Below are 22,082 nucleotides of genomic sequence, written 5' to 3'. Positions count from 1 at the left end.
AAGCTGATCGTCAACCTGCCGGCCACCGTCGAGATGGCCATGCCGAACGTCTACGCCGACTCGATCGAGTGGATGCACCGGCACCTGCCCCGGCGGGACAGCCTGGTGCTGAGCCTGCACCCGCACAACGACCGGGGCACCGGCGTCGCCGCCGCCGAGCTTGGCCTGCTGGCCGGCGCGGACCGCGTCGAGGGCTGCCTGTTCGGCAACGGCGAGCGCACCGGCAACGTCGACCTGATGATCTCTTAGTCTTGGTGGGCTGACGTGCCCGAGTCAATGACCGCGGGCGATCCACTCGTCCAAGTGCGGGGCTTCGGCGGCGATCGTGGTGCCGTCACCGTGACCGGTGTGGACCCGGGTGTTGCCGGGCATGGTGAGCAGCCTTTCCCGGATCGAGGAGATGATCGTCGGGAAGTCCGAGAACGAGCGGCCGGTGGCGCCGGGGCCGCCGGAGAACAGGGTGTCGCCGGTGAACAGGACCCCCGCTTCGGGCAGGTGCAGGCAGATCGACCCGGGTGAGTGCCCTGGGGTGTGGATCACCCGCAGTTCCGTGCCCGCCACGGCGATCCGCTGCTCGTCGGTCGCCGGCCAGAACTTTTCGTCCGGGTGGCTCTGCTGCCACAGCTTCTCGTCGCCGGGGTGCAGCAGGACCGGCGCGTAGCGGTCCTTGGCGAGACGCGGCGCGGCGGTGACGTGGTCGTTGTGCCCGTGTGTGCACACGACGGCGACGACGGCACGGGAGCCCACGGCCTCGGTGATCGGCTCGGCGTCGTGAGCGGCATCGATGATGACGACTTCGTCGTCGTCGCCGACGAGCCAGACGTTGTTGTCCACCTCCCACGTGCCGCCGTCGAGCTGGAACACCCCGGAGGTGACCACGCGGTCGATCCGCAGCATGCCACTCATAGCGTCACGACCGAGCGCAGCACCTCGCCGGCGTGCATGGTGTGGAACGCCTTCTCGACGTCGTCGATCGCGATACGTTCGGTGACGAACTTGTCCAGCGGCAGCCTGCCTTGCAGGTACAGGTCGATCAGCATGGGGAAGTCCCGCTCAGGCAGACAGTCGCCGTACCAGGAGGACTTCAGCGCGCCGCCGCGGGAGAAGATGTCGAGCAGCGGCATCTCCAGGCGCATGTCCGGGGTGGGCACGCCGACGAGCACGACGGTGCCCGCGAGGTCGCGGGCGTAGAACGCCTGCTTCCAGGTCTCCGGCCGCCCGACCGCGTCAATCACGACGTCGGCACCGAACCCGCCGGTCAGCTCCGCGATCGCGGCGACGGCGTCGGTGGCTGAGGCGTCGACGGTGTGGGTGGCTCCGAGGTCCCGGGCCCACTCGAGCTTGCGTGCGTCACGGTCCACGGCGATGATCGTCGAGGCGCCGGCCAGACGAGCGCCGGCGACGGCGGCGTCGCCCACTCCCCCGCAGCCGATGACGGCCACGGAATCCCCGCGTCCCACACCACCGGTGTTGATCGCCGCGCCGATGCCGGCCATGACCCCGCAGCCGAGCAGGCCCGCGACGGCCGGGTCTACGGACGGGTCAACCTTAGTGCATTGGCCGGCGTGCACGAGCGTCTTGTCCGCAAATGCGCCGATGCCCAAGGCCGGGGTGAGCTGCGTGCCGTCGGTCAGGGTCATCTTCTGGGTCGCGTTGAACGTGCTGAAGCAGTACTGCGGGCGGCCCCGCTTGCAGGCCCGGCACTGACCGCAGACCGCTCGCCAGTTCAGGATGACGAAGTCGCCGGGTCGCACCGACTCGACGCCTTCGCCGACGCTCTCGACGGTGCCCGCGGCCTCGTGGCCCAGCAAGAACGGGAACTCGTCGTTGATCCCGCCATCGCGGTAGGTCAGATCCGTGTGACATACCCCGCAGGCGGCCACCGCGACCACGACCTCACCGGGACCGGGGTCGGGGATGACGATGTCCGTCAGCTCGACCGGCGCGCCCTTGGAACGGGCGATGACACCGCGCACCTGCTGTGGCATGGAGATGGTTCCTCTTTCGATCGGCGGTTGATGCTACAGCGACACTAGCTGCGCTTTCCCCGTACGCGACCTGGCCGGTGGACGAGAGAAACCTGGTCCTTCGGCTAGGGTGTTCGAATGGGAACGGAACTTGCCGGGCTGCGTGAGGCGATCGAGGGGCCGCTGCACGAGATCGCCGGGCGGTTCTCCCGGTTCCTGGCAAACCGCTGGCCGCATACCGCACTGATCATCTTCACCCGCGAGTGCACCGGTCGCCCTCGCAAGGTGGCCGGGGCAATCGAGATGATCAACAAGGTCACTCTCGCGGAGCTGGAGGACCTCAAGGCGCGCACCGAACCCGGCCGTCCGCTCTGCACCACGGCGACGATAGCCGGGGAGGCCCGCGCGGTGTGGGTGGTGCGGGATCCGGTGGATACGCTGCTCGTCCTCGTCCCTCGCAGCGCGGCCAGGCGTTTTCCTCAGTCTGAGGTCCTGGCGGAGCTCTTCGGTATCGTCGCGACGTCGATCCGGCAGCAGGTTGCCCAGGCCAGTCCGGACTACCTCGCTGAGTCGCGCGCGGCGTCGACCGAGCGGGCACGCACGATCGCGGAGATGGCCGCGGCCCACGAGACCGCGCTCGTCACCATTCTCACGACGCTGCGTTCCACCGGCCTCGACGATCGCCGCGCCCGTCTCGCCGCCACCGACTCGGCGTCCGCCGCGCTCGTGGCGTTGCGCACCGCTCAGGAGTCCGACCTGGCCTCGTCCGAGGAACCGGCACCCGCCGTGTTCGCCAAGCTGCGCAAGGAGATCCGCCAGGTACTGCGCCACCACGAGGCGCAGCTGGATTTCGTGCCACCGCCCAAGGACGTACGCCCAGTGCCCGGCGAGATCGCCCGCGCGGCGCACGCCATGACCCGTACGGTCGTGCTGGCCTTCACCGCCCAGCCGGGACTCACACGCTTGCGTATCGCCTGGGACTGCGACGGCACGTCGCTGCAGGTCGATGTACGCGACCAGGGCGCCGGCCGCCTTGACACCCACGCCTTACGCCGCGAGCTCGACGGCCGTGCCCGTACGCTAGGCGCCACCGTCGAGCTCGACGCCGTGCCCGACTGGGGCAGCCGCGCCACCATCAGCCTTCCACTCGCTCCAGCTCCCGATCGTTCCGACGGAAGCAAGCTGAGCAGCCTGAACCGGCGGGAACTCGAGGTACTTCGCCTTGTCACCCAAGGAAAGCGCAACAAGGCCATCGGCATCGAGCTCGGCATCACCGAAAGCACCGTGAAGTTCCACGTCGCCGGTCTGCTGAAGAAGTTGGAAGTCAGCTCCCGCGGCGAGGCAACGGCACTGGCGCTCGAGGCGGGCATCTAGTTGTAGTACTCCAGCCGCCGTTTGAGATGTTGCTGGTGGGCCGGGTAGACGAGGTGCGGCCACCGCGTGATCGTCTGTCTGCTGTGGACACACCCGTGCGGCACCACCGTGGCTTGATCCACGGTGGTGCCGCACCGCGTCGACGACTGTCGACCGTCTGAACGAGGTGGAGACGAGGCGAGGCGGCGGTCGCCGTCGACTGGTGGCGACGCGGGTCGTGGCCCGGGGGGCCTGCTCGGCGTCGTGGACGATCACCGGCGCCGTCCGGGCGGACTCGGCCGCATCACCCACCCGCTGCCACGACAGCGGGTGGCGTGTCGTCGCAGACGGGAGGGTCAGTAAGCGTGGGCCCTGGCCGTGAGCACGTGGGTGACCAGTGTGGTGAGAACGTACTTGGTCGACTCCCGGTCCCGGGCGTCACACAGGACGACCGGGACCGAGGGCGGCAGCTCCAGCGCGTCGGAGACCTCTTCCGGCAGATACCTGGGTGCGCCTTCGAAACAGTTCACGGCGACCACGAAGGGCGTGCCGCGCCGTTCGAAGTAGTCGACGACGGGAAACGAGTCGGGTAGCCGGCGGGTGTCCGCCAGTACGATCGCACCGAGCGCGCCGCGCGTCAGCTCATCCCACATGAACCAGAACCGGTCCTGCCCCGGCGTGCCGAACAGGTACAGGACGAGTCGCGGACTGAGCGTGATCCGTCCGAAGTCCATCGCCACCGTGGTGGTGCGCTTGGCTTCGACGCCGGCGGTCGAATCGACCCCGACCGACCGGTCGCTGAGAGTCTCCTCCGTACGGAAGGGGCGGACTTCGCTGACCGAGCCGACGAGCGTCGTCTTACCACTGCCGAACCCGCCAGCGATGAGAATCTTCAGCGAGGCTGGTTGCTGCGACGATGCCTGGGTTTCAGAGTCTCTGAAGACCATCGAGCAGTTCCTCCAGAAGATGCACACTGGCCTGCAGTGCGCCGTGGTTCGGCGGGCGAATGGTGATCAGTTCCAACTCGTGCAGATCGGCGAGCAGTACGCGGAGCACGCCCAGAGGCAGATCGAGGTCGGCGCCGATCTCGACCACGGCGGTCGGGCGCATGCACAACCGTAGGATCGCGAGATGCTCCGGGCCGAGATACTGGGCGCTGGCGGGATGGCCCTGCACGGCGGCGACCACACTGAGCAGATCAAGAGTGATCTTCGCAGCGTGGGTCCTGCCAGAGGTCACACCGTAGAGTCGCACCAAGGGCCCCGCCTCGTCGTCGAGCCACTCGTTACCCTCAGACGGCCTCCGCCATACCGCCATCAGAGGTCACCGATTCTCGTGTGGGGCGTTCTCATACCTCGGAAGAATCGCCATGTGCTCCCCCATCCGACGTACCAGCATCGACATCTCATACGCGACCAGGCCCGCATCCGCGTCCGGTTCCGCCAGTACGGCCAACCGGGCGCCGTCGCCGGCGGCCGTCACGAACAGGAAACCACCGGTCAGATCCACCACCGTCCGGCGAACCTCACCGCAGCCGAAATGGTCGCCGGCGCCGTTGGCGAGGCTGTGGAAGCCGGCCGCGACGGCACTGAGGTGGTCGGCGTCGTTGCGATCCAGATTCCTCGTGCGCGCCACGAGGAGACCGTCACCGGACAGGATGACTGCGTGCCGGACGGCGGGAGCGCGGTCCGCGAAGCTGTCCAGCAGCCAGGCAAGGCCGCCGGCGTCCGCAACCGTCTCAGTCATTCTGATCACTCTCCTGTAGCGGGTGCGATGACGGCGCACCGGAACTCGCGCCGGCGTCATTATCGGTCCTGGACTTCGGGGGACGCATCCCGTCCCATCCCAGCTGGATGGCGGACATCAGCGACCGGACCTCGTCGGGGTTCCGGTCGTGCGCCGGTCCGAGCCGCGCGGGGGCGCTCTCCGCACCGCTGGAGCCGGCCCGAGGCTGCGGAGCGGATGCTGCCTGGCGGGACCGTCGGGGCAGCGCCGGCCGGCCGATGTCGGGTACGACCTCTACCGGATTGCGCGGGGCCGGCGGCAGGATCAGCGAGGGAAGGTCCGGCACCGGTCTCGGTGGCGCGCCCAGCTCCGCTGGAACCGTCAGCGGCGAGCCGCGACGGCGCGCCGCCTCGAAAGAAGCACGGTCGCTGGCGGCCGCACGTCGCTGGGGATACGAGTCGACCGCAGCGAGGCGCCCGACCGGCACACGCTCGAGAGGGGGGTCGGCGTTGACATCGGCGAGCAGGGCCGGAGGCAGCAGCACGATCGCGGTGGTACCGCCGTAGGGCGAGCCGCGCAGTGAGACGCGGATGCCTTGCCGAGCGGCGAGCTGACCGACCACGAACAGCCCGAGCTGGCTCCCGTCCGTCAGATCGAACTCCGGCGGATTCACGAGCTGCGAATTGATCTTCGCCATCGCCGCTTCGCTCATGCTCACACCGGCGTCCTCGACCTCGACCACGAAGCCGTTGGCTGCCCTCATGCCCCGCACCTGCACCTGCGTGTCGGCGGGCGAGTACAGCGTCGCGTTCTCGATGAGCTCGGCGAGCAGGTGGATGAGGTCGGCAACCACCGAGCCGACAATGCCCACCGACGGCGGCACGTGGACGGTGATCCGGCGGTAGTCCTCCACCTCGGTTACTGCCGCGCGCACGAGGTCCTGTAGCGGCACCGGGTTGCTCCAGCCCCGGCCCGGCGCTTCACCGGACAGGATGATCAGGCTTTCGGCGTGGCGTCGCATCCTGGTGGCCAGATGGTCCAGGGAGAACAACTGTGCGAGCTGATCAGGGTCGCTGCTCTGCCGCTCGATCTCGTCCAGCAGCTTGAGCTGGCGGTGGAGAAGCGTCTGGTTACGTCGCGCAAGATTGACGAACACCCGGGACACGCCCTGGCGGAGCTTCGCCTCGCCGCTGGCCGCCTCGATGGCGACCCGGTACACCCGGTTGAACGAGCCGCCGAGGTCGTCGAGTTCCCTGGTACGTGGCCGTTCGGGGGCTCGGCCTTGAGTGATGTCGTCAGGGTCGACGCCGGTGCCGGCCCGAAGGCGCTGCACCAACTCCGGCAGCCGCACGGTCGCCACGTCATCCATCCGGTTGCGAAGCAGGCTGCTCTCCCGGATCAGGGTCCGGCCGATGCGGATCGAGACGCTCACCAGCGCGATGACGCCGAGCAGACCGAACCCTGTGGCGATGGCGGCCCGGATCAGGGTCCAGCGCGCGACCGGCTCGGCACTGGTGCCCCACACCGTGGCGGTCCGCAACTCGAAGGCGTGCACCTGGTCGAGCACGGCCTTCGTCGCGTCGTCCCACTCCGCCGCGGTCACCCTGATGCGGGTGCCGGGCCGCGTCTGCGCAATGGTCTCTTCCAACGCGCGCAGCCGAAGCGATGCCTCGCTGCTGGCGATCTCGTTGTACTCCGCTGCAACCTGGGCAGGCAGGTTGGGCAGCGCGGTCGCGTACGAACCGTTGACGGCGCCGATGTTGGTGACCAGGGCGTACCAGTCGTCGCGGGTGAGGGTTCCGGCGGCGATCGCGGCGGACACCCGGGCGTCCACTTCCTGCAACAGCGCTCGGGAGCGGGCGAGGCGGGACAGCGCCTCACCAAAACTGTGCACCGTCGCGTCGTCGACACTCGTGAGAGAGTTCAGAACACGAATGCCGTTGTCGATGGCGGCGTTGTAGTAGGCGAATACCTGCTCCGGTTCTGCACTGCCACTGTCGATCGCAGATCGCTGACGGGACAACTGCCCGAGGCGGTCATCCATTTCCCGCGCCAACCGAGGAGTGGATCCCTCGCCGATCCTGCCAATCATATCCATCGCACCGTTGCGATACTTCTCGGCCGCCTGGTCCGTGACGGCGCGCGCTGCGTCGAGCGCGGGCCGGCCCGACTCACGGTTTGCCAGATACACCACCGACGCCTTGCGTTCCGCACTCAGCGCAGCGTCCAGTGCGTCGGTGGGCACGCCGATTTCCAGATTCCGCTGCTGACTCTGGCTGGTCGACACGGCACTCGGGACCGTGAGATACATGCCGAAGGCCCACAGCGGAAGGAGCGTCGCGAACGCCACCACCAGCAGCGACCAGATCTGAAAACGTACCGACCGACGATGGAGACGTCGCCTGTCACCGCCGAGCCGAGACATATCCGACCTATTGGCATCCGTCGATGTTCGGGGGTGCGCAGATTCGTCAGGCAACGGTCCAGGCTCCCGTGCTCTGCAACCCGGTCGGCAGCCGTCTCCCGGGCCGGAGATGATAGATCAACACGGCTAGATCATAAGGGCCCGCCAACGCCTCGCAAAATGCAACTGAGGGTAGCCGTCGGGGCGGGCACAGTTACATCGACCCTGGTGCACCGAAGCATGAATGAGCTACGTGTGCCGACGCGGACTCAGCGAAACGGGGTGAGGCATCGCATTCAAATTGGGTGACATGAAGCGCAGCGGCCCGATCTCACGGGAGCTATTTCCCGTTCCGCCCAATCGAAGCGCAAGCAATCCAGGCGGGCACGAATCGCTCGACCGGGCACGTAGCGTCGAGGGTCCGCACCGCGCAGTCGGTCACGCGTCGGATCGGCGGGTGGCGTGGCGGGACACCGCGGCGGCGGCCCACGGGCAACGGTGCGCCGGAGGGCCCTCCGGGGGACCGATCCGGCTGCAGGACCACGGTGACCCCCGCCTCAACGTCACTACCGCAACATCTGGGCCGAACCGATGTGCTGACCGCACCACTCAGGGGAAGACAGCCCGCGCGCGGGTCGTCGTCCCCTCGGCCATCGCCCCGCCGTAGGCGGGTCGACGGTCGTCGGTCAGTCGGTCAGTCCCGCCACGGCGGCCTCGACCGCCGCATCGAGCAGCCGCTCGTCCAGGGACTCCATGATCGCGCTGGCGTAGACGGTCACGAGGTTGTGCCCCGCCCGGACGATCACGAAGGCCGACCGTCCGGTGATCCGCGTCCGCCCGCTGCCCGCACTGAGCCGGTAGTCCACCCGCCAGGACTGCTCACCGAGCGCGGGCGGCGGCTGCGCGTCGACCGCGAACCCCACCGCCGAGCCGTCCGCGCCCCGGGCGGTGAACCGGGGGCAGTCCCGGCGCGCCGACTCCGCCTCGGCGAGCACCGACGCGGGCACCGGTTCGGCGTGGGACCTGATCTCGATCACCAGTTCGGCCGACGCGGTGGCGGTGAGGCCGGGCACCGTGGCGTAGCGGGCCCGCTCCCGGACCCGTTCGACTCCGCCGAGCCGGTCCAGGTAGGCGTCCTCGGCCAGGGGTCGGCAGGCCGACGGGTCTATCCGGGAGCCGCCGCCGTCGCCCCGCTGGAGTGGAACCCGCCAGCCCGGCGGTAGCACCGCCCTGACCGCGCCGGCCGCCCGGCGGGCCTCCGCGCGGGTGAGCAGCCGACCGGGGTCGGGTCGCCCCGGAGCGGACCGTGTGGGCCCCGGGGTGGCATCGGGCGTCGGCGGGGCGACCGGAGCCGTCGACGCCGCCGCGGCTCCGGTCGGGGCGGCCACCGGCAGCGGGGCGTACGCCCCGGGGACCCCCGGCCCGAGCACCGCCACCGCGAGCAGGGCCGCCAGCGCCCCGACCGCCGCGACGGGCGCCCGGGCGCTGCCCGGAGCGGACGGGGTCGGTCCGGGCACGGCCGGCCGGGACACCAGGAACGGCAGGGTGACCGCGACGAGGTAGCCCAGCCAGGCCAGTGGGGCCAGCAGGTGCGCCTCGGCGGTGTCCAGCCCGTCCGCCCGCCCGGTCGCCAGGGCGTGCGCGTACTGCAGCAGCGCCGCCGCCGTGCCGGCCGCCCAGCCGGCGGTCAGCGCCCCGCCGACACCGGCGCGGCGGCCGAGCGCGAGCACCACCAGGACCGCCCAGCCGGTGAGCGCGCAGAGCAGCCAGCGCTGCTGGGCCAGCCGGTTCGCCTCGGCCAGGGTGTGCGGCGGGAACAGCTCGGTCCACCACATGGCGGCCCCCGCACCGACCAGCACGGCGGTCAGGACCACCGCCACGACCCCCCGGTCCCACCGCCGCGCCGGACGCCGGCGCCCCTGCCCGGCACCGCGCAGCAGCGCTCCGACCAGCACCGGGACCAGCAGCGCGAGCAGCGGCCAACCGCTGCGGGGCAGCGCGAAGACCAGCCAGGCGCGGGCCGCGTGGCCGTCGGTCGGCACGGACGCCAGCGCCGGCAACGGCCAGAGCACCGCGACACCGGCGGCCACCGCGACCAGGTACGTGGCCGACCGCCAGCCCACCGACCCGGGCCGGCGGGCCACCACCAGCCGCGCCAGCAGCACGCAGAGGCCGGCCACCGACGCGGCGAGTGGTCCCGCGAACGCGGCGACCAGCAGCGCGACGGAGACGTCCGGCCGGGCCGACACACCCGAGCTGCCCGGCACCGGCAGCGCGGTGGCGAGGAACGCCGTCACCGCGAAGCCGACGGCCGCGCCGAGCACGGGACGCCACCAGCCGCCCGCCCCGGCGGCCCGGCGGACCAGCGTGGGCAGCAGGCCGAGGCTCAGCAGGAGGGAGCCGACACAGACCGCGACGGGCGGGCCGACGGTCGCCTGCACGGTCAGGAAGAGGTCACGCACGAGGGCGTCGGCGGCGCTCATCGCCAGCATCGCGACCGCGCCGACCGCCAGCCCGTGGGTCACGCCACCCGGCGGGTCCGCCGGCCGGCCCAGCGCCGCCGCCCGGATCGCCGGATCCGGATGCCGGGCGAGCAGCCGGCGCCGCCGCGTGGGACGAGCGGTCCCGGCGCGCAGCAGCGCGGCCAGGTGCCCGGCGTGGCCGGCATCGGCGGCGTACCGGTCGGCTTCCCGCTCGCGCCGCCGCAGCAGCCCGGCCGCCAGCAGCGCCGTCAGCACCGCGACGACCGCCGCGCGGCCGAGCGCCGTCAGGTAGGTCGCGTTCAGCCCGAAGAAGACCACCTCGAACAGGCCGGCGGCGAGCACCGCCGGCACCGGCAGCCAGACCAGGGCACGGACGGCCGACGCCCAGGCCACGTCCCGGGCGAGGACGTGCGCGAGTTCGTGCGCCACCACGGGGTCGAACCGCGCCGTATCGGCGTGGGCCACCGCGACGGCCGCCGGGAGGACCACCGTCGACCTGCCGACCACGCCACCGGTGGTGTACGCCTGCCGTGCGGGCGGGGCGGCGACGACCAGCCTCGGCCGGTGTCGCGCGGCCAACCAGTTGCGGTCGCAGAGATCGACGAAGCGTTCCTGCGCGCCCGGCACGGTGAGCCGGCGGCGAAGCCGACGCCGGTCGGCCAGCGGCAGCACCAGGACGAGCGCCGCCGCCGCGCCCAGCGCGATCCCCGCACCGGCGAGCATGACCACTCCACGCCGGCGAAACTGCCCGGCCAGGCAGCGGTCGCGGGCCGCCGACTGCTGCGCCGCCGCCACCGGGTGGGCCCGGGTGCAGACGTCGACGGCGGCCGCCCAGGGCCGGGAGAGCGAGCGGTCGGCGAGGAAGTAGAGGCCACCCGCGCTGATCCCGACGCTGATCAGGGACGCCAGCACGAGCGCGTAGAGCCAGCCGAGCCGGTCCGGCGGGAGGCGTGGGCCGACACCGGTGCCACCGGTGCCACCGGCGCCGCCGCCACGATCGCCGCCGGTCGTGCCGTCCGCGGCCGTACCGCCGTCATGGTGGGCCCCGCCGGCGCCGGGCGCGGTCATGCGTCCGGTGGATCGACCATCGCGCCGACGGCCGCGTCGGCGAGCAGTTCCGCCCGCCCGGCGTCCAGGCCCAGCGCCAACGCGTGCCGGTGGCACGCCTCCCGCAGTCGACGTGCCTGTGCGGGATCCAGCCCCGGTCGGGCGTCGGGCGGGGCGGGCAGCTCCCGGCGGCGACGCAGCAGGCCGGCCCGGACGGTGGCGGCGCCAAGGACCAACACCTCGCCCACGGCGGCGGCCACCACCTGGAGCACGAGCTCGGTGACCAGGGTGACGTCGATGCCGAAGCCGACCCCGCCCGGCGGGACGGACCAGCCCACCGATCCCTTCGACAGCTGCCGTCGCCAGTCAGCGGCCACCTCGTCGAAGACCGGAAGTTCCTCGGGGGCGATTCGACTGACCGCCGCGTGGGCAGCGCCCACGACCAGATCGGCGGCGACGTTTTGGTGCTCGGTCACGATGCCATCGTGCCGGTACAACGCCAGCCCCGGAAACCCGACAGTAAGGTTTCCGGCACCAATATCTGACGCTCCCGGGCCCAGAGTGCGGGCGGTTCGTGGCACAGGGATCGAACGTCAGCGGTACTGGCGCTCCTGGGCCGTCAGGACTTCACCTCTGAGCTCGGATGGAAGCTCGACCACCTCGACGTCGACGTGAAAGGTGCGGAGTGCGGCTGCTGCCCACGAGCGGGCGGTCGTGAAGTGCCGGGCCGCCGCCTGATCGGAGAGGCAGAGCACCAGGCGGGGTGTGGTAGCCACGGACGAGGCGACGAAGAGGAGTCGCATGGCATCAGCCAGGACCTTGTGCTTCTGAGCGGACTTCGGCGCCCCTGATGGGCCCAAGCCTCGACGAGCACCGTCAGATCCTCGTCAGCGCCGTCGACCTCCACGCGGGCCCCGTCCGCCACCATGAATTTACGCGGCTTCAACTCACGACCGAGCCGATCACTCAGCAGCCTGAGCATGACTCCTTCGGCGCGTCGCTGTGCTGCGCTGTCGCCTGCCGCCGGCTCCGGCAGTACCTCCTGCTGCACCACTGAGCCCGCGGGACGTGTGCCAGCCAGGTGCTCGTTGACGATCTTCCCCCTCGGGCCGACGTAGCGACGGATCCGTCCGTTCTCTTCGAGCCTGCGGCACACCTGGTTGATCGTCTGCCGGGGCTGCACGCCGAGCCGCCGTGCAAGCTCGTCGTCGTCGAGCGGAAGCCGCGTCCGCTGCAACTCCTGCATGACCCGCTCGGCAACGGTGAGGTCTGCCATGCGTTGCTCCTCTACCCCTGTTCATCGAAGCAGGGCACCTGGCGACCCCGCCGATGCCTGCGTGAGGGCTTCCTCGGGCGTGGCTGCCGTCCATCTCTGGTCGGCAGGGCGCAAGGGGGTGCCACGGGCGAACACGGCGATACCGGTCAGCAGCCCTCTCCACAGTTCCGCCCGCCATGCCGGTCCCGATCGGGTCACGACCAGCAGTCGCCGGCCATTCCACCAGCCATGGGTCTCCGGCCCCCCTTCGGCCACGACGTGGACGTCCGGGAAGTCACGGAGCGCATCCAACGCCGCGATGAGCGAGTGGCGCGCGCTCCGACGGGCCTCGACGTACACGATGCCGTTCGCGTCGACGTGAGCGCCGTCGAGTCGGTCAACCGCGTCGTGCAGTGCGGTGCGGCCAAGAATCCACCCCAGTTCGGCCGTGAAGTGGGTCTGTTCGAACAGCAGCCCGAGGGTGTGCCCGCCAAGTCCGTCGTGATACCGCTGGATGGTGTCCGGCGGTGCCGTCGCGAGCCAGTCCGTCCATTCCCGATACGCGATGCGCAGCTCGTCGAACTGTCCGGCCTGCCGGCCGTCCGGCTCGTCGTGCAGGTCGATGCCACGGCGGAGCGCGACGAGACCGATGGTGGCCAACGCCGCGTGCTCACCGTCGAGGCTCTCTTCCTGCTCGGTGTCCCACAGCTGCACCAGGACCCAGTAGAGGAGGTCGGCCCAGTCCGCTGCCTCCGGCCACAGTCCACCGGCGACCAGGAGGAGCACCAGCCGGCTGACCGCGAGCTTCGCCGGCAGCGGCCATGCCTGGGAGGTGTCGACCAGCGCCGTGACATCGCGTCGGAGCCGGGCACGTTGCCCCGGGGTGAGCGCGTCCAGCACGCTGGCGAGGGTTCCGGGCCAGGCTGGAGTGGCCGGTGCCGGTCGCGTACGGCGGGCGGGGGATGGCGACGATTCCGGGTCCGCCCCCTCGAAGATGTCCTCGTCGTCAGCGGACGTCTGCGTGTGGGCGTCGTTCAGGCCGAGGGCGAAACGGAGCAGCGCTGGGCCCACGGCGGACCTGACGCGGTTCTCCACCTGGCGTCGCCGGCCTCCGACCGGCGCTTGCGGAATCCGGTCCGGACGCACCGAGGCCAGGTGGTGCAACGCTTCGAGCAGCGCTGCCGTGTGCGCCGAGTCCGCCAGGACCTGCGGCAGGGACGTGTGTTCGAGGGGGGACGGGCGGTCGATGCGCGACAGCGCGGCCGCCACGTCGGTGACCAGCACGTCGCGGAGTTCCGTACCGTCGTCGGTGACGACCTGGCTGACCGCCTGCCCGTCACTGGTCGCCGTCCAGTCGGAAGCCGGTACGGCCGCGTACACGTGGAGCTTGCCCGTCGCCCGATCGTGGTCGAGTCGAAGTCCGTTGACGGCGAGCCAGCTCGGCGGCGTGCCGTCCGAGCCGACGAGCACGGTCGCCTCCACCCGGTCGGCGCCGATACGGACGCCGAGCACACGTAGGCTCTCCGTCGCGGTGGAGGCCGACGGTGAGGGCTCCCGAATGGGCAGCCGCGCCAGGTCCGACACGGCCACCGCCTCGGCGGGTACCGCTGTCACCACAGGGGCGGTGAGGGGCGAGACGACGCCGAGCTCGCAGTTGCCACCCGCCGGCATCGTCCTGGTGAGGGCGGCGTGACTGCAGTTGGCGCTGCCGGTCAGGGCCCAACCCTGGTCGGAGGACCACCACTCGACGACCTTGCCGTGGTGGTAACGGGAACTCTCCGGCGTGCTCACGGCGGCGTCCGGGACGCGTTTGACCACTCGGGCAAGGCTGTCCGGGTCGCACTGCACGTCCCGGGTGAGCAGCAGCCGCATCTGCTGGGGTCGAAAGCGGTCGACGAGACGTTGCAGCGCTCCCGCTTCGGGGTCGAAGAAGGGCGCGGCCACCGCGAGCTGCGTCGCCGGCCCGGCCGGACGCGGTAGTTGCTCGATGATCGGGCGGAGCGCCGTGGTCACCAGGACCGGCTGGTCCGCGCCGGGATCGGCCGGCCGCGCGGTGAGCAGCTCGGCGACCCGATCGAGGCGGTCGCGGCCGAGGTCCTCCATCCACACGTATTCGGGGAGCCGCCGTAGCCAGTCCGCCAGTTGGTGGAAGAGTGCGGGCACGGTGGGCCCATCGCCGCGCGTCAGCGTCCAGACCTCAGCGTTGTGGTGCCACCCTGAGGCGGTCGCGTTGCCGGAGCCGATGGCCACGACTGCGTCGGTCTCCGACGCGATCACCACCAGCTTCGGGTGGAACGCACCTCCGCCCTTGCAGACCACCGGCAGAGCCAGGTAGTCGGCGGGTCCGGGGCGGCGGGGGCCTTCGGTGAGGTGGTGGGCGTCGAACAGCACGGTGGTGCGGGCTCGCACGGCCTGCGCGTCGCGTAGGCAGACGTCCTCGAAGAAGGACAGGTCGCAGGTGTACGACAGCACCAGGACCTCCTCCGCGTCGGGGATCAGCCGGGCGTGGAGCACCGCCGGCGGGGCGGCGCCGAGCAGGTCTTCCCAGTCGGTCACCGGATCACCTCCACGTGGCGACCAGCCGTCCAGGCGTCCGCGGAGACGGCGAGGACGCCCAGCTGACGCAGGAAGCTGGTGAAGGTGGGCAGCCGTAGCGACACCGCGCCGCTGCCCTCCTCCCCTTCCAGCCGCCACCGGTCACCGAGCCGACGGAGTCGGGTGGGCAGGCGGAGCCCGGCCCGTGTCCACTGCATCTTCTGGCGGCTCACCGATTCGGCCCGCTGGAACAAGTGACCGGCCAGGTCGGCGGCTGCGCCGGCCAGAGGACGATCAGCGTTCTGGTGCAACCACTTCGCCACGTACTCGGGGCCCAGGTCATCCGGCAGGGTACCGACGAACGCCGCCCGGCTGGCCGGATCGAGGTGGTCGAGCCGCGCGGCTCCGACGGCGAGCAGCCGCAACAGGTCGGGCACCGTCCAACCGTCGGCGTTGCGCGGATGGTGGTTGAGCTCGTGCTCCGCCGGCAGCAGTGTGCCGGTGCCGGCATCGAGCATCGCGGGAAGCTCGGCGACAAGGGCTTGCTTGACGGTGGCGTCGGGTAGCTGCGTGGCGAACTGCTCGATGGCCTCCTCGCGCGTACCGGGGCGCAAGGCGAGAGGCGAGACGAGCTCGGCCCAGATCAGCCGCCACGCCCACACCGACCAGTTCCGCAGCAGGGCACCTCGCCAGGTGCGGGCGTGGTCATGCAGCTCGTCGCTGCCGAGCAGGTCACGGAGTCCGGTGGTGAAGCAGCACCACTCGTCCATCGCCATGTCGAGCGAGACGTCCACCTCGCGGCCGTTCAGCGCGCCGACGAGCAGCGCGGCACTGCGGCGATGGGTCCTCGCGACTGCCTCGTCGCCGTCCCGATCGACGAAGTACGCCCGCCGCACGCACTCCCCGTCCGGCGCGTCACCGATGCCACACAGGCACAGATGCTGCAGCTTCCGCAGTTGCTGGCGGGACAGCGGCTGCTCACGGCCGGCGAGGGCCACCACCTCGTCCAGGGCCGAGAGCAGCCCCTCGTCCGCCGCCGGTCCCGGTGCGGGAACCCGGCGGCCATCGGTGAGCCCGACGAGCGACTCGATTCCCGCGTACGTCTGCAGATAGCCGCCCGGCACCTGGCTGTAGGTGTCGGCCAGGCGGCCGATGTCGGCGGCGTTCGTCTCGCGTAGCTCCTTGCCGATCGTGTTGACGCCGTGGGCTCCGAAGTCACCGGCCCTGGCCCGGTGTTCGTCGGGCTCGTCGAGGCCGTGGGCCACCGAGACGGCACCCAGGACCACCTCGGCCCGGCGGACGAGGTCACGGAAGCGGTCCTGGTCGTGCTTCTCGGTCCAGCCCCGCCTACGCGCTTCGATCGCGAGGCGGGCGTGCAGCGCGACGTACCGCGCGTGCGGGGTGGTGGTGATGACGCCGGGGACCAGCGCGGCGGCGTGGGAGCCGATGACCGTTTCCACGGCGAGGGGCTGACGGCCGGTGTCCTCCGGAGTGTCGGGCTTGGCCGTCCACGCCGGGCCGAGAACACCTGTCAGCCGGCTGTTCCCGCTCAGCGGTCCCCCGAGAAGATCCACCGCGCCACAGAAGCAGACGTTGCCAGCCGAGCCGTCGGAATGACGTAAAGCCGACAGTCGGCCGTGGCGACCGTCATCGACGCAGGCGGCGGGAGCACTCGCCATCGTGGCCGTCACGGAGCACGCAGCGCCGACCACCCGGCAGCCGCACGTCGCAGAAGACCCGGTACCGGAGGAACTGCTGGTCCTCCTCGGACACGGTGGTCTCCCCCGGGTCGGTCATCGGCAGCACGGACATCCAGCGGCCAACGACCCGGGCCAGGCGCTGCGCGGCGGGCAGGTCGGCGGCGACGACCGGCAGGTGGATGACGTAACGCCCGCTCACCGCCGACCGCCCTCGGCCTGCTCGGACTGCAACCGGCGCAGCGCGTGCTTGACGACTGCGGCCTCCCGCCGGCTCTGCGCGAGCGCGTCGTAGACGGCGGCCATGTCGACGGCCACCCGGTCGAGGAAGGCGTACACCTCATCCGGGTTCAGGCCCCGGCGCCCGAGCCGGGCGGTCGGGAACCGGCGCTCGCGCACCTGCCACGGCAGCAGACTGGGGTACGCGCGGGAGCGGTAGGTCGTCCCACCGCCCACCGGAAAGGACCTTTGGTTGCGGGCGCTCATCTCTACCTGCCTTCTGGTCGTGGATGGGGCGGGTCCACCCGCCCTCCCCGCACGGGCGGACCCGCCCCGCCCGAACACCGCAGCTTCGATCAGCGGTACGGCATCCGGGCTGCTCAGCGAGGGTGTGGCCGGGAAGCACGGCGGCCGGTTCGGGGGAATGTCCCGGCCGCCGCGCTGTCGTCATCCTGTGACAGTCCGCAGTGGATGCGCAACGTTTCATAGCGCAATTTCCCTGAGATGCATTGACTTTCTTTCCTGAACGGTTTAAGAGTTGCACGAGCACATCACGCAGTGTTGCGTCTTGGAACCAGGGAGTGTGCGGATGGTTGACGACCTCGGATCGACGGTGCCGCGCCGGCAGCTCGGCCGCCTGCTGAGGCAGTTCCGCAACGAGGCGGGGGTGACGCTCGACGCCGCCGCCGAAGCCCTCGAATACAGCCGGCAGAAGATCTGGCGGTTGGAGTGCGGCATGGGTCCGGTGCGGGTGCTCGACGTCAAGGCGATGTGCGAGCTGTACGGCGTGTCGCCGGAGATGACCGAGGCGATGCGCGGGCTGGCCGCAGAGACGAAGTCGAAGGGCTGGTGGCACGCGTACGGGGATGCGGTACCGAACTGGTTCGAGCTGTACGTCGGCCTGGAATCCGCAGCCGCGTACCTCCGCCGGTACGACGAATCACTGATCCCCGGAATCCTTCAGACCAAGCAGTACGCCCACGCCCTCTACCGTCTTGGTGGGCGGTTGAGCGACGAGGAACGTGAGCGGGCGGTGCAGGTTCGGCTCCAGCGACAGGCACTTCTCGTCCGGCGGCTACCGGCCGCCCCCCGGCTTGATGCCGTGCTGTCGGAGGCTGTGCTCCGACGGATTCTCGGGGGCCCCGAGGTGATGAGCCTCCAACTCGACCAGCTCGTCAAGCTCTCGAGCCTTCCAAACGTGTCGGTCAGGGTGCTGCCGCTGGCGGCGGGTCCTCAGCCCGGAGCGGTAGCCGGGTCTTTCGTCATCCTCGACTTTCCACCGACCAAAGGTGGCCGCGCCGCCCCGGAACCCTCAGTCGTCTACAGCGAGTCCCTGACCGGCGCGCTCTACCTCGACAAGCCGGACGAGATGGCCGCCTACGACCGCGTCTGGAGGGGCCTGGATGCGCTTGCCCTCAGCGAGGCAGAATCGAGAGACATGATCAAGCGGCTCATCGGGGAGATGCGACATGACTGACCTGACCGGCGCCGTGTGGCGCAAGAGCACCCGCAGCGGCGACAACGGCGGCGACTGCGTCGAGGTCGCCACCAACCTTCCCGGCATCGTCGCCGTCCGCGACTCGAAGGACGACACCGGGCCGGCATTGGCCTTCAACCCGGATGGCTGGCAGATCTTCGTGAACGAAGTGAAGGGCGGCGGCCTCACGTCTTGAACCACGCCCTCCGCATCTCTGCTGTGGCAGAGCCACCGCAAGCTGCATGATGACGGCATGACACAGCGGAGCTCGACGCTCGACGAGCTTCGGCAGGAATTGACCAGGTATCAGCAGGCACTCCTCGCCGCCGGCAACCACCGACCGTCGACGATCGGCACCTACATTCAGCATCCAGAGCGCTTCATTGCGTTCCTGGAGGGTCGCTACGATCCTCGACAGCCCCAGGGGCGCAACGCTAACAGCCGCTCGTAGGGAGCCGAACGCCCCGGCAGCGGTAGCCGGTGTGCTCGTCACGGTGGCGCATCCACACGACCACGTCGAGGACCCGGAGCAGGGAGATGGTGTACGGCAGTCCGGCTTGCCGCCGGAGATCGGCGAGTCGGTCGGCGAGGATCGCGTCCTGCTCCCCCAGACGGTCGTGCAACCAGCGCCAGAAGTCCTTGCTCGTGCGAAAGGCGCAGGCAACAACCTCGTCGTAGACCGGTACGAGGTGGGGCCGCTTGCGGGCAAGCAGCTTCCCTGCCACGACCCAGCCGATCCCGTCGGCATTCCGCAACAACCGCCACGCCCCGTCGGCTGGTTGCCCCTCTCCAATGAGAGACAGCGCGCCGGGGTGGCCCAGCGCAACGGTTGTCGGTATTTCGCCCAGCTGCGCCGACACCGCCTCTCCGAGCGCGCCCTGCAACAGGTCGAGGGCGGTGCGCGGCGGCACCCGCACGCTGAGTAGTTCGACCGCGATGAGGTCCTCCGCCGTAACGAGGTTGCAGGTCTCCGGCCGGTCGCCACCGCCTCCGAGCCGTTCGAACTGCCCGCCGGTGAAAGCCGTTTCGCCTGCGACCGCGAAGTACCGCTTCAGGTCCGTGACGGACTGCGGGTCGCCGAGGATCGCGAGGATCTCCGCGAGGGTCAGCGGCTGTTTCATGCCTCCCCCTCGGTCGCGAGCCGTCGCCGGATTTCCTTAAGCGACACCACATCACCGGCTCGGGCATCCTCCGCAGACCAGAAGTCGAGCCCGTCGGTGGCTCGGCGGGTAGCTGGGATCGATGGGCCGTGCACCTCGATCTTTACTGCCTCGCCGGCCGCACTCGGGGAGCCGAGAGTCCGCCCGCCGTAGCGGATGCTGCCATCCGCCAGCAACTCGGCGACGTACTGCTTGCCGAGGTACTTCCCGTAGAGTCTGCTGCCCGGGCGCAACCGTCCGGCCCTGATCAAGTCGATCACCTTCAGCGCACGTTCCCCCTCCGACACCGGCCGCTTGTGCGAACGGCTCTTGGCAGGGCGGACCGGAGTTTGCTGCTGAGGCAACGCGGAAGTCACCGTAGGAGGCACGACGGGCACCGCCTGGGCATGCTGCGTAGCGCCAAGAGGGCTGACAGACGTCACGCCGGTGGACGCTGCCGACGACGGAAAGTCGAAGGTGGCACGAACGCGGATGAGGCTCGCACGAACCTCGTCCCGAGTGAGCCTCGACAGGCGACGGTCCAACATCGCCACCAACTCCGCTGCCGGCTCCCCATCCCCGAACATTTCGAGCAGCTCACCGTGGACCTGTCGGTCGACGAAGTAGCCCTTCCAGAGTTCTTCGATGCGGTTGTCCCGCATGTTGTCCTTGCTCAGCAACGACAGCAACTCCACGGTCTCGTCGAGGCTCTCCTCCAGTCGGACGGCGCGGAACAACTTGTGCTCGATGGGTACGGGCGCATGGGCGTTGTAGATTCGCCACTCCGCGCCATCGGTCAACGCCACCCATTCGACACCGGCCACCGCGGCGTAGCTGATGGTCTGATTGGCCCATCGTGGATCGTCGAGATTCTCTCCGAGTCCTTTGGCCTCGACGAACAGCCGTGGCGTACGAAGTAGGAGCAGGGCGTAGTCGACGGGGTTGTCCGTGCCGCGTCGCCGGTATTCACGGTGCACCTCGTCCGGGTCGAACAGGTCCCACCCGAGCGCTCCGATGACGGGTTCGATGAGCCCCGCCTTGGTGTTCTGCTCGCCGATGCGCTGGTGTTGACGGCGGAATCGGGCTACCCGCTCGACGCACTGCTTGAGGACGTCCTCCAGCTCGAACGTGCTCATCGTCCCTCACTCCGTCCGTTCGTGTCACCGAGCAGGTTCTCGCCCAGCCGGTGAAGATGCTGGAGCAGCGCCGCGACTTCCTCCGCAGCTGGCGACTCGGGCCCGTACCGGTCGGTGACGTCTCGCAGCAGGTCCGTGAGCTGACGCCGAGCATCTGTCACGTCACCGATCCCGGCGGCGAGCATGGCGATCTGCTGCCGCAACGGGAACAGTTCCGTCGCGTCCGGGGGCATGGCCCCCTGTTCCTCGGCGAGCAGGGAGCGCAGCTCAGCCATCGCGGCGGCAGCCTCGCCTAGCTCCGCCTGGCAGACGGCGGCCTGCTGCCGGCACTGCCAGATCAGCTCCTGGTCGGGCACCGGTCGCTCGGCCAGATCGGGGATGAGCCGCTGGAACTCGGGCAGCGCCTGCCGGAACGCGCCCGCGAGGACGTACAGGTTGGCCAGGTTGACGCGCAGCTCCAGGATCCTCGGCTGCTTGGCCGCGCCGTGGGCCTTGCGGATCGGGCGTAGCGCCGCCTCCAGCAGCTCGGCCGCCTGCGTGAACCGCTCCTCCTCGGCCAACTCCCAGGCTCGCTCCTCGACCTCCGCCAGCTCGTCGGGAGAGGGGACGTGGATGACCTCCGGAGCGTTGCGGGGCCGCACCACGTCGATCTTCGTGGGGGCGAGGGGTGCCCGGGGCGGCAGCGGTCCGAAGGGATAGCGGTACGGCGTCGTTGGATCGATCCGCTGGCCGTCCGCGACCGTCGTTGCCCGGTCGGCGGCAAGGTCCGGCTCGACGGCACCGAGCGGCATCAGGATCTCGTACACCTCGGCGGCGGACCCGGGACGGTGCTGCGGGTCCTTGGCGAGCATCCGCACCACGAGTTGCACCAGCGCGTCCGGCACGCCGTCGCGGTGGTCCGTCACCAAGGGGATCGGGTCGTTCATGTGCCGGTGCAGCATGCCGAGCGGGTTGTCCGCCCGGTAGGGCGGGTTGCCGGTCAGCAGCTCGAACAGCACGCAGCCGAGCGCGTACAGGTCGGCCTTCGGGCCTACCGTGCTGTTCAACGCCTGCTCGGGCGCCATGTAGGTGGGCGTGCCGAGGGTGTGGCCGGTGGCAGTCAATCGGGGTACGTCGGCCGGACCGAGCAGCGCGGCCACCCCGAAGTCGAGGACCTTGACCGAGCCGGTGGGTGTGACCATCAGGTTCTGCGGCTTGAGGTCACGGTGCACCAGCGAGGCCGCGTGCGCCGTCGCCAGGACGGAGCAGATCTGCGCCCCGATCGCCGCGGCCCACGGCACGGAGAGCCAGCCGCGTTCCGCTACCAGGTCGGAGAGGAGCATGCCGGGTACGAGCTGCATGACGATGTAGATGTCGTCGCCTTGAACGCCGACGTCGTGCACGCTGGGCACCCCGGGGTGGTCGAGCCGGGCGGTGACCCGTGCCTCCCGCATGAACCGCTCGACCGCGTTCTCCCGCTCGCCGTCCGGAATGGAGAGCTTGCGGAGGAACTTGATGGCGACGGGCCGGTCGAGCTTCTCGTCGAAGCCAGCCCACACCTCGCCCATGCCACCGTGACCGACCGCGTACGTGAGTTCGTAGCGGTCGGCCACGCGGTCCTGCGCCCGCATCAAACCCCCAGGTCAATCGGTCTACTGGCGTCGTC

The 22,082-nt window shown here is 70.4% G+C and carries 20 protein-coding genes and 1 pseudogene; 5 read left to right on the top strand and 16 right to left on the bottom strand.

Translation table 11 applies throughout. The annotated features are described in order from the left end of the window. A pseudogene (locus tag AB0G13_RS16055) lies at positions 1-240 on the top strand (2-isopropylmalate synthase); the annotation flags it as partial. Between the two features lie 33 nt (positions 241-273). Here the strand turns inward: AB0G13_RS16055 and AB0G13_RS16050 are convergent. Together AB0G13_RS16050 and AB0G13_RS16045 are read right to left on the bottom strand one after the other, a co-directional pair. Then, positions 274-906 carry an MBL fold metallo-hydrolase gene (locus AB0G13_RS16050; RefSeq protein ID WP_357874590.1) on the bottom strand — a complete coding sequence of 211 codons (633 nt, stop codon included), beginning with the start codon at positions 904-906 and terminating at the stop codon, positions 274-276. Continuing rightward, positions 903-1,988: an S-(hydroxymethyl)mycothiol dehydrogenase gene (locus AB0G13_RS16045; RefSeq protein WP_357874587.1), complete on the bottom strand. Its 1,086-nt coding sequence runs from the start codon at positions 1,986-1,988 to the stop codon at positions 903-905. The genes AB0G13_RS16050 and AB0G13_RS16045 overlap by 4 nt, the downstream gene beginning before the upstream one ends. Before the next feature lie 117 nt (positions 1,989-2,105). Here AB0G13_RS16045 and AB0G13_RS16040 point away from each other — a divergent pair, with 117 nt between their 5' ends. Then, positions 2,106-3,341, top strand: a complete 1,236-nt coding sequence (locus AB0G13_RS16040; protein ID WP_357874585.1) for a LuxR C-terminal-related transcriptional regulator — start codon at positions 2,106-2,108, stop codon at positions 3,339-3,341. Between the two features lie 335 nt (positions 3,342-3,676). On the opposite strand, the gene AB0G13_RS16035 is transcribed toward AB0G13_RS16040, so the two are convergent. From AB0G13_RS16035 to AB0G13_RS15985, 11 genes are all read right to left on the bottom strand, one after another. Then, positions 3,677-4,267, bottom strand: coding sequence for an ATP/GTP-binding protein (locus AB0G13_RS16035; RefSeq protein WP_357874581.1), 591 nt, complete (start codon positions 4,265-4,267; stop codon positions 3,677-3,679). Beyond that, positions 4,248-4,574 (bottom strand): DUF742 domain-containing protein, encoded by a 327-nt coding sequence (locus AB0G13_RS16030; protein WP_357874594.1) that lies wholly within the window; start codon positions 4,572-4,574, stop codon positions 4,248-4,250. Before AB0G13_RS16030 ends, AB0G13_RS16035 begins: the two co-directional genes overlap by 20 nt. A 69-nt stretch (positions 4,575-4,643) precedes the next feature. Next, on the bottom strand, positions 4,644-5,066 hold the full coding sequence (locus tag AB0G13_RS16025; protein WP_357874578.1) for a roadblock/LC7 domain-containing protein: 423 nt from the start codon (positions 5,064-5,066) through the stop codon (positions 4,644-4,646). After that, positions 5,059-7,524, bottom strand: a complete 2,466-nt coding sequence (locus tag AB0G13_RS16020; RefSeq protein WP_357874576.1) for a nitrate- and nitrite sensing domain-containing protein — start codon at positions 7,522-7,524, stop codon at positions 5,059-5,061. The genes AB0G13_RS16025 and AB0G13_RS16020 overlap by 8 nt, the downstream gene beginning before the upstream one ends. 611 nt (positions 7,525-8,135) lie before the next feature. Then, positions 8,136-11,000, bottom strand: a complete 2,865-nt coding sequence (locus AB0G13_RS16015) for a M48 family metalloprotease (RefSeq protein ID WP_357874573.1) — start codon at positions 10,998-11,000, stop codon at positions 8,136-8,138. Continuing rightward, entirely contained in the window at positions 10,997-11,455 is a 459-nt protein-coding gene (locus AB0G13_RS16010) for a hypothetical protein (RefSeq protein ID WP_357874570.1), read from the bottom strand. The genes AB0G13_RS16015 and AB0G13_RS16010 overlap by 4 nt, the downstream gene beginning before the upstream one ends. 143 nt (positions 11,456-11,598) lie before the next feature. Continuing rightward, positions 11,599-12,255 carry a hypothetical protein gene (locus AB0G13_RS16005; RefSeq protein ID WP_357874567.1) on the bottom strand — a complete coding sequence of 219 codons (657 nt, stop codon included), beginning with the start codon at positions 12,253-12,255 and terminating at the stop codon, positions 11,599-11,601. A gap of 21 nt (positions 12,256-12,276) precedes the next feature. Beyond that, positions 12,277-14,790, bottom strand: coding sequence for a hypothetical protein (locus tag AB0G13_RS16000; protein ID WP_357874564.1), 2,514 nt, complete (start codon positions 14,788-14,790; stop codon positions 12,277-12,279). Beyond that, positions 14,787-16,343, bottom strand: coding sequence for a hypothetical protein (locus AB0G13_RS15995; protein ID WP_357874561.1), 1,557 nt, complete (start codon positions 16,341-16,343; stop codon positions 14,787-14,789). The genes AB0G13_RS16000 and AB0G13_RS15995 overlap by 4 nt, the downstream gene beginning before the upstream one ends. A gap of 73 nt (positions 16,344-16,416) precedes the next feature. Then, the gene (locus tag AB0G13_RS15990) at positions 16,417-16,668 is read right to left on the bottom strand and encodes a hypothetical protein (RefSeq protein ID WP_357874558.1); all 252 of its coding nucleotides are present in this window, start codon (positions 16,666-16,668) and stop codon (positions 16,417-16,419) included. Beyond that, positions 16,665-16,952: a DivIVA domain-containing protein gene (locus AB0G13_RS15985; protein ID WP_357874555.1), complete on the bottom strand. Its 288-nt coding sequence runs from the start codon at positions 16,950-16,952 to the stop codon at positions 16,665-16,667. Before AB0G13_RS15985 ends, AB0G13_RS15990 begins: the two co-directional genes overlap by 4 nt. Before the next feature lie 322 nt (positions 16,953-17,274). Between AB0G13_RS15985 and AB0G13_RS15980 the strand changes: the two genes are divergently transcribed. The 3 genes from AB0G13_RS15980 to AB0G13_RS15970 are packed head-to-tail and all read left to right on the top strand — an operon-like array spanning position 17,275 to position 18,613. Then, the gene (locus tag AB0G13_RS15980; protein WP_357874554.1) at positions 17,275-18,162 is read left to right on the top strand and encodes a helix-turn-helix transcriptional regulator; all 888 of its coding nucleotides are present in this window, start codon (positions 17,275-17,277) and stop codon (positions 18,160-18,162) included. Next, a complete protein-coding gene (locus AB0G13_RS15975; RefSeq protein WP_357874551.1) occupies positions 18,155-18,358 on the top strand; it encodes a DUF397 domain-containing protein in 204 nt (67 codons plus the stop codon). The genes AB0G13_RS15980 and AB0G13_RS15975 overlap by 8 nt, the downstream gene beginning before the upstream one ends. A gap of 57 nt (positions 18,359-18,415) precedes the next feature. Beyond that, positions 18,416-18,613 carry a hypothetical protein gene (locus AB0G13_RS15970; protein ID WP_357874548.1) on the top strand — a complete coding sequence of 66 codons (198 nt, stop codon included), beginning with the start codon at positions 18,416-18,418 and terminating at the stop codon, positions 18,611-18,613. On the opposite strand, the gene AB0G13_RS15965 is transcribed toward AB0G13_RS15970, so the two are convergent. The 3 genes from AB0G13_RS15965 to AB0G13_RS15955 are packed head-to-tail and all read right to left on the bottom strand — an operon-like array spanning position 18,597 to position 22,047. Then, positions 18,597-19,283 (bottom strand): DUF6308 family protein, encoded by a 687-nt coding sequence (locus tag AB0G13_RS15965; RefSeq protein ID WP_357874544.1) that lies wholly within the window; start codon positions 19,281-19,283, stop codon positions 18,597-18,599. The genes AB0G13_RS15970 and AB0G13_RS15965 overlap by 17 nt on opposite strands. Beyond that, entirely contained in the window at positions 19,280-20,437 is a 1,158-nt protein-coding gene (locus AB0G13_RS15960; protein WP_357874541.1) for a hypothetical protein, read from the bottom strand. The genes AB0G13_RS15965 and AB0G13_RS15960 overlap by 4 nt, the downstream gene beginning before the upstream one ends. Next, complete coding sequence (locus AB0G13_RS15955; RefSeq protein ID WP_357874539.1) at positions 20,434-22,047, bottom strand: protein kinase; 1,614 nt, start codon at positions 22,045-22,047, stop codon at positions 20,434-20,436. Before AB0G13_RS15955 ends, AB0G13_RS15960 begins: the two co-directional genes overlap by 4 nt. Positions 22,048-22,082 lie beyond the last annotated feature (35 nt).

The organism is Micromonospora sp. NPDC023633, from assembly GCF_040640035.1.
Classification (GTDB): domain Bacteria; phylum Actinomycetota; class Actinomycetes; order Mycobacteriales; family Micromonosporaceae; genus Micromonospora.
This window is presented reverse-complemented; position numbering and strand designations above follow the sequence as displayed.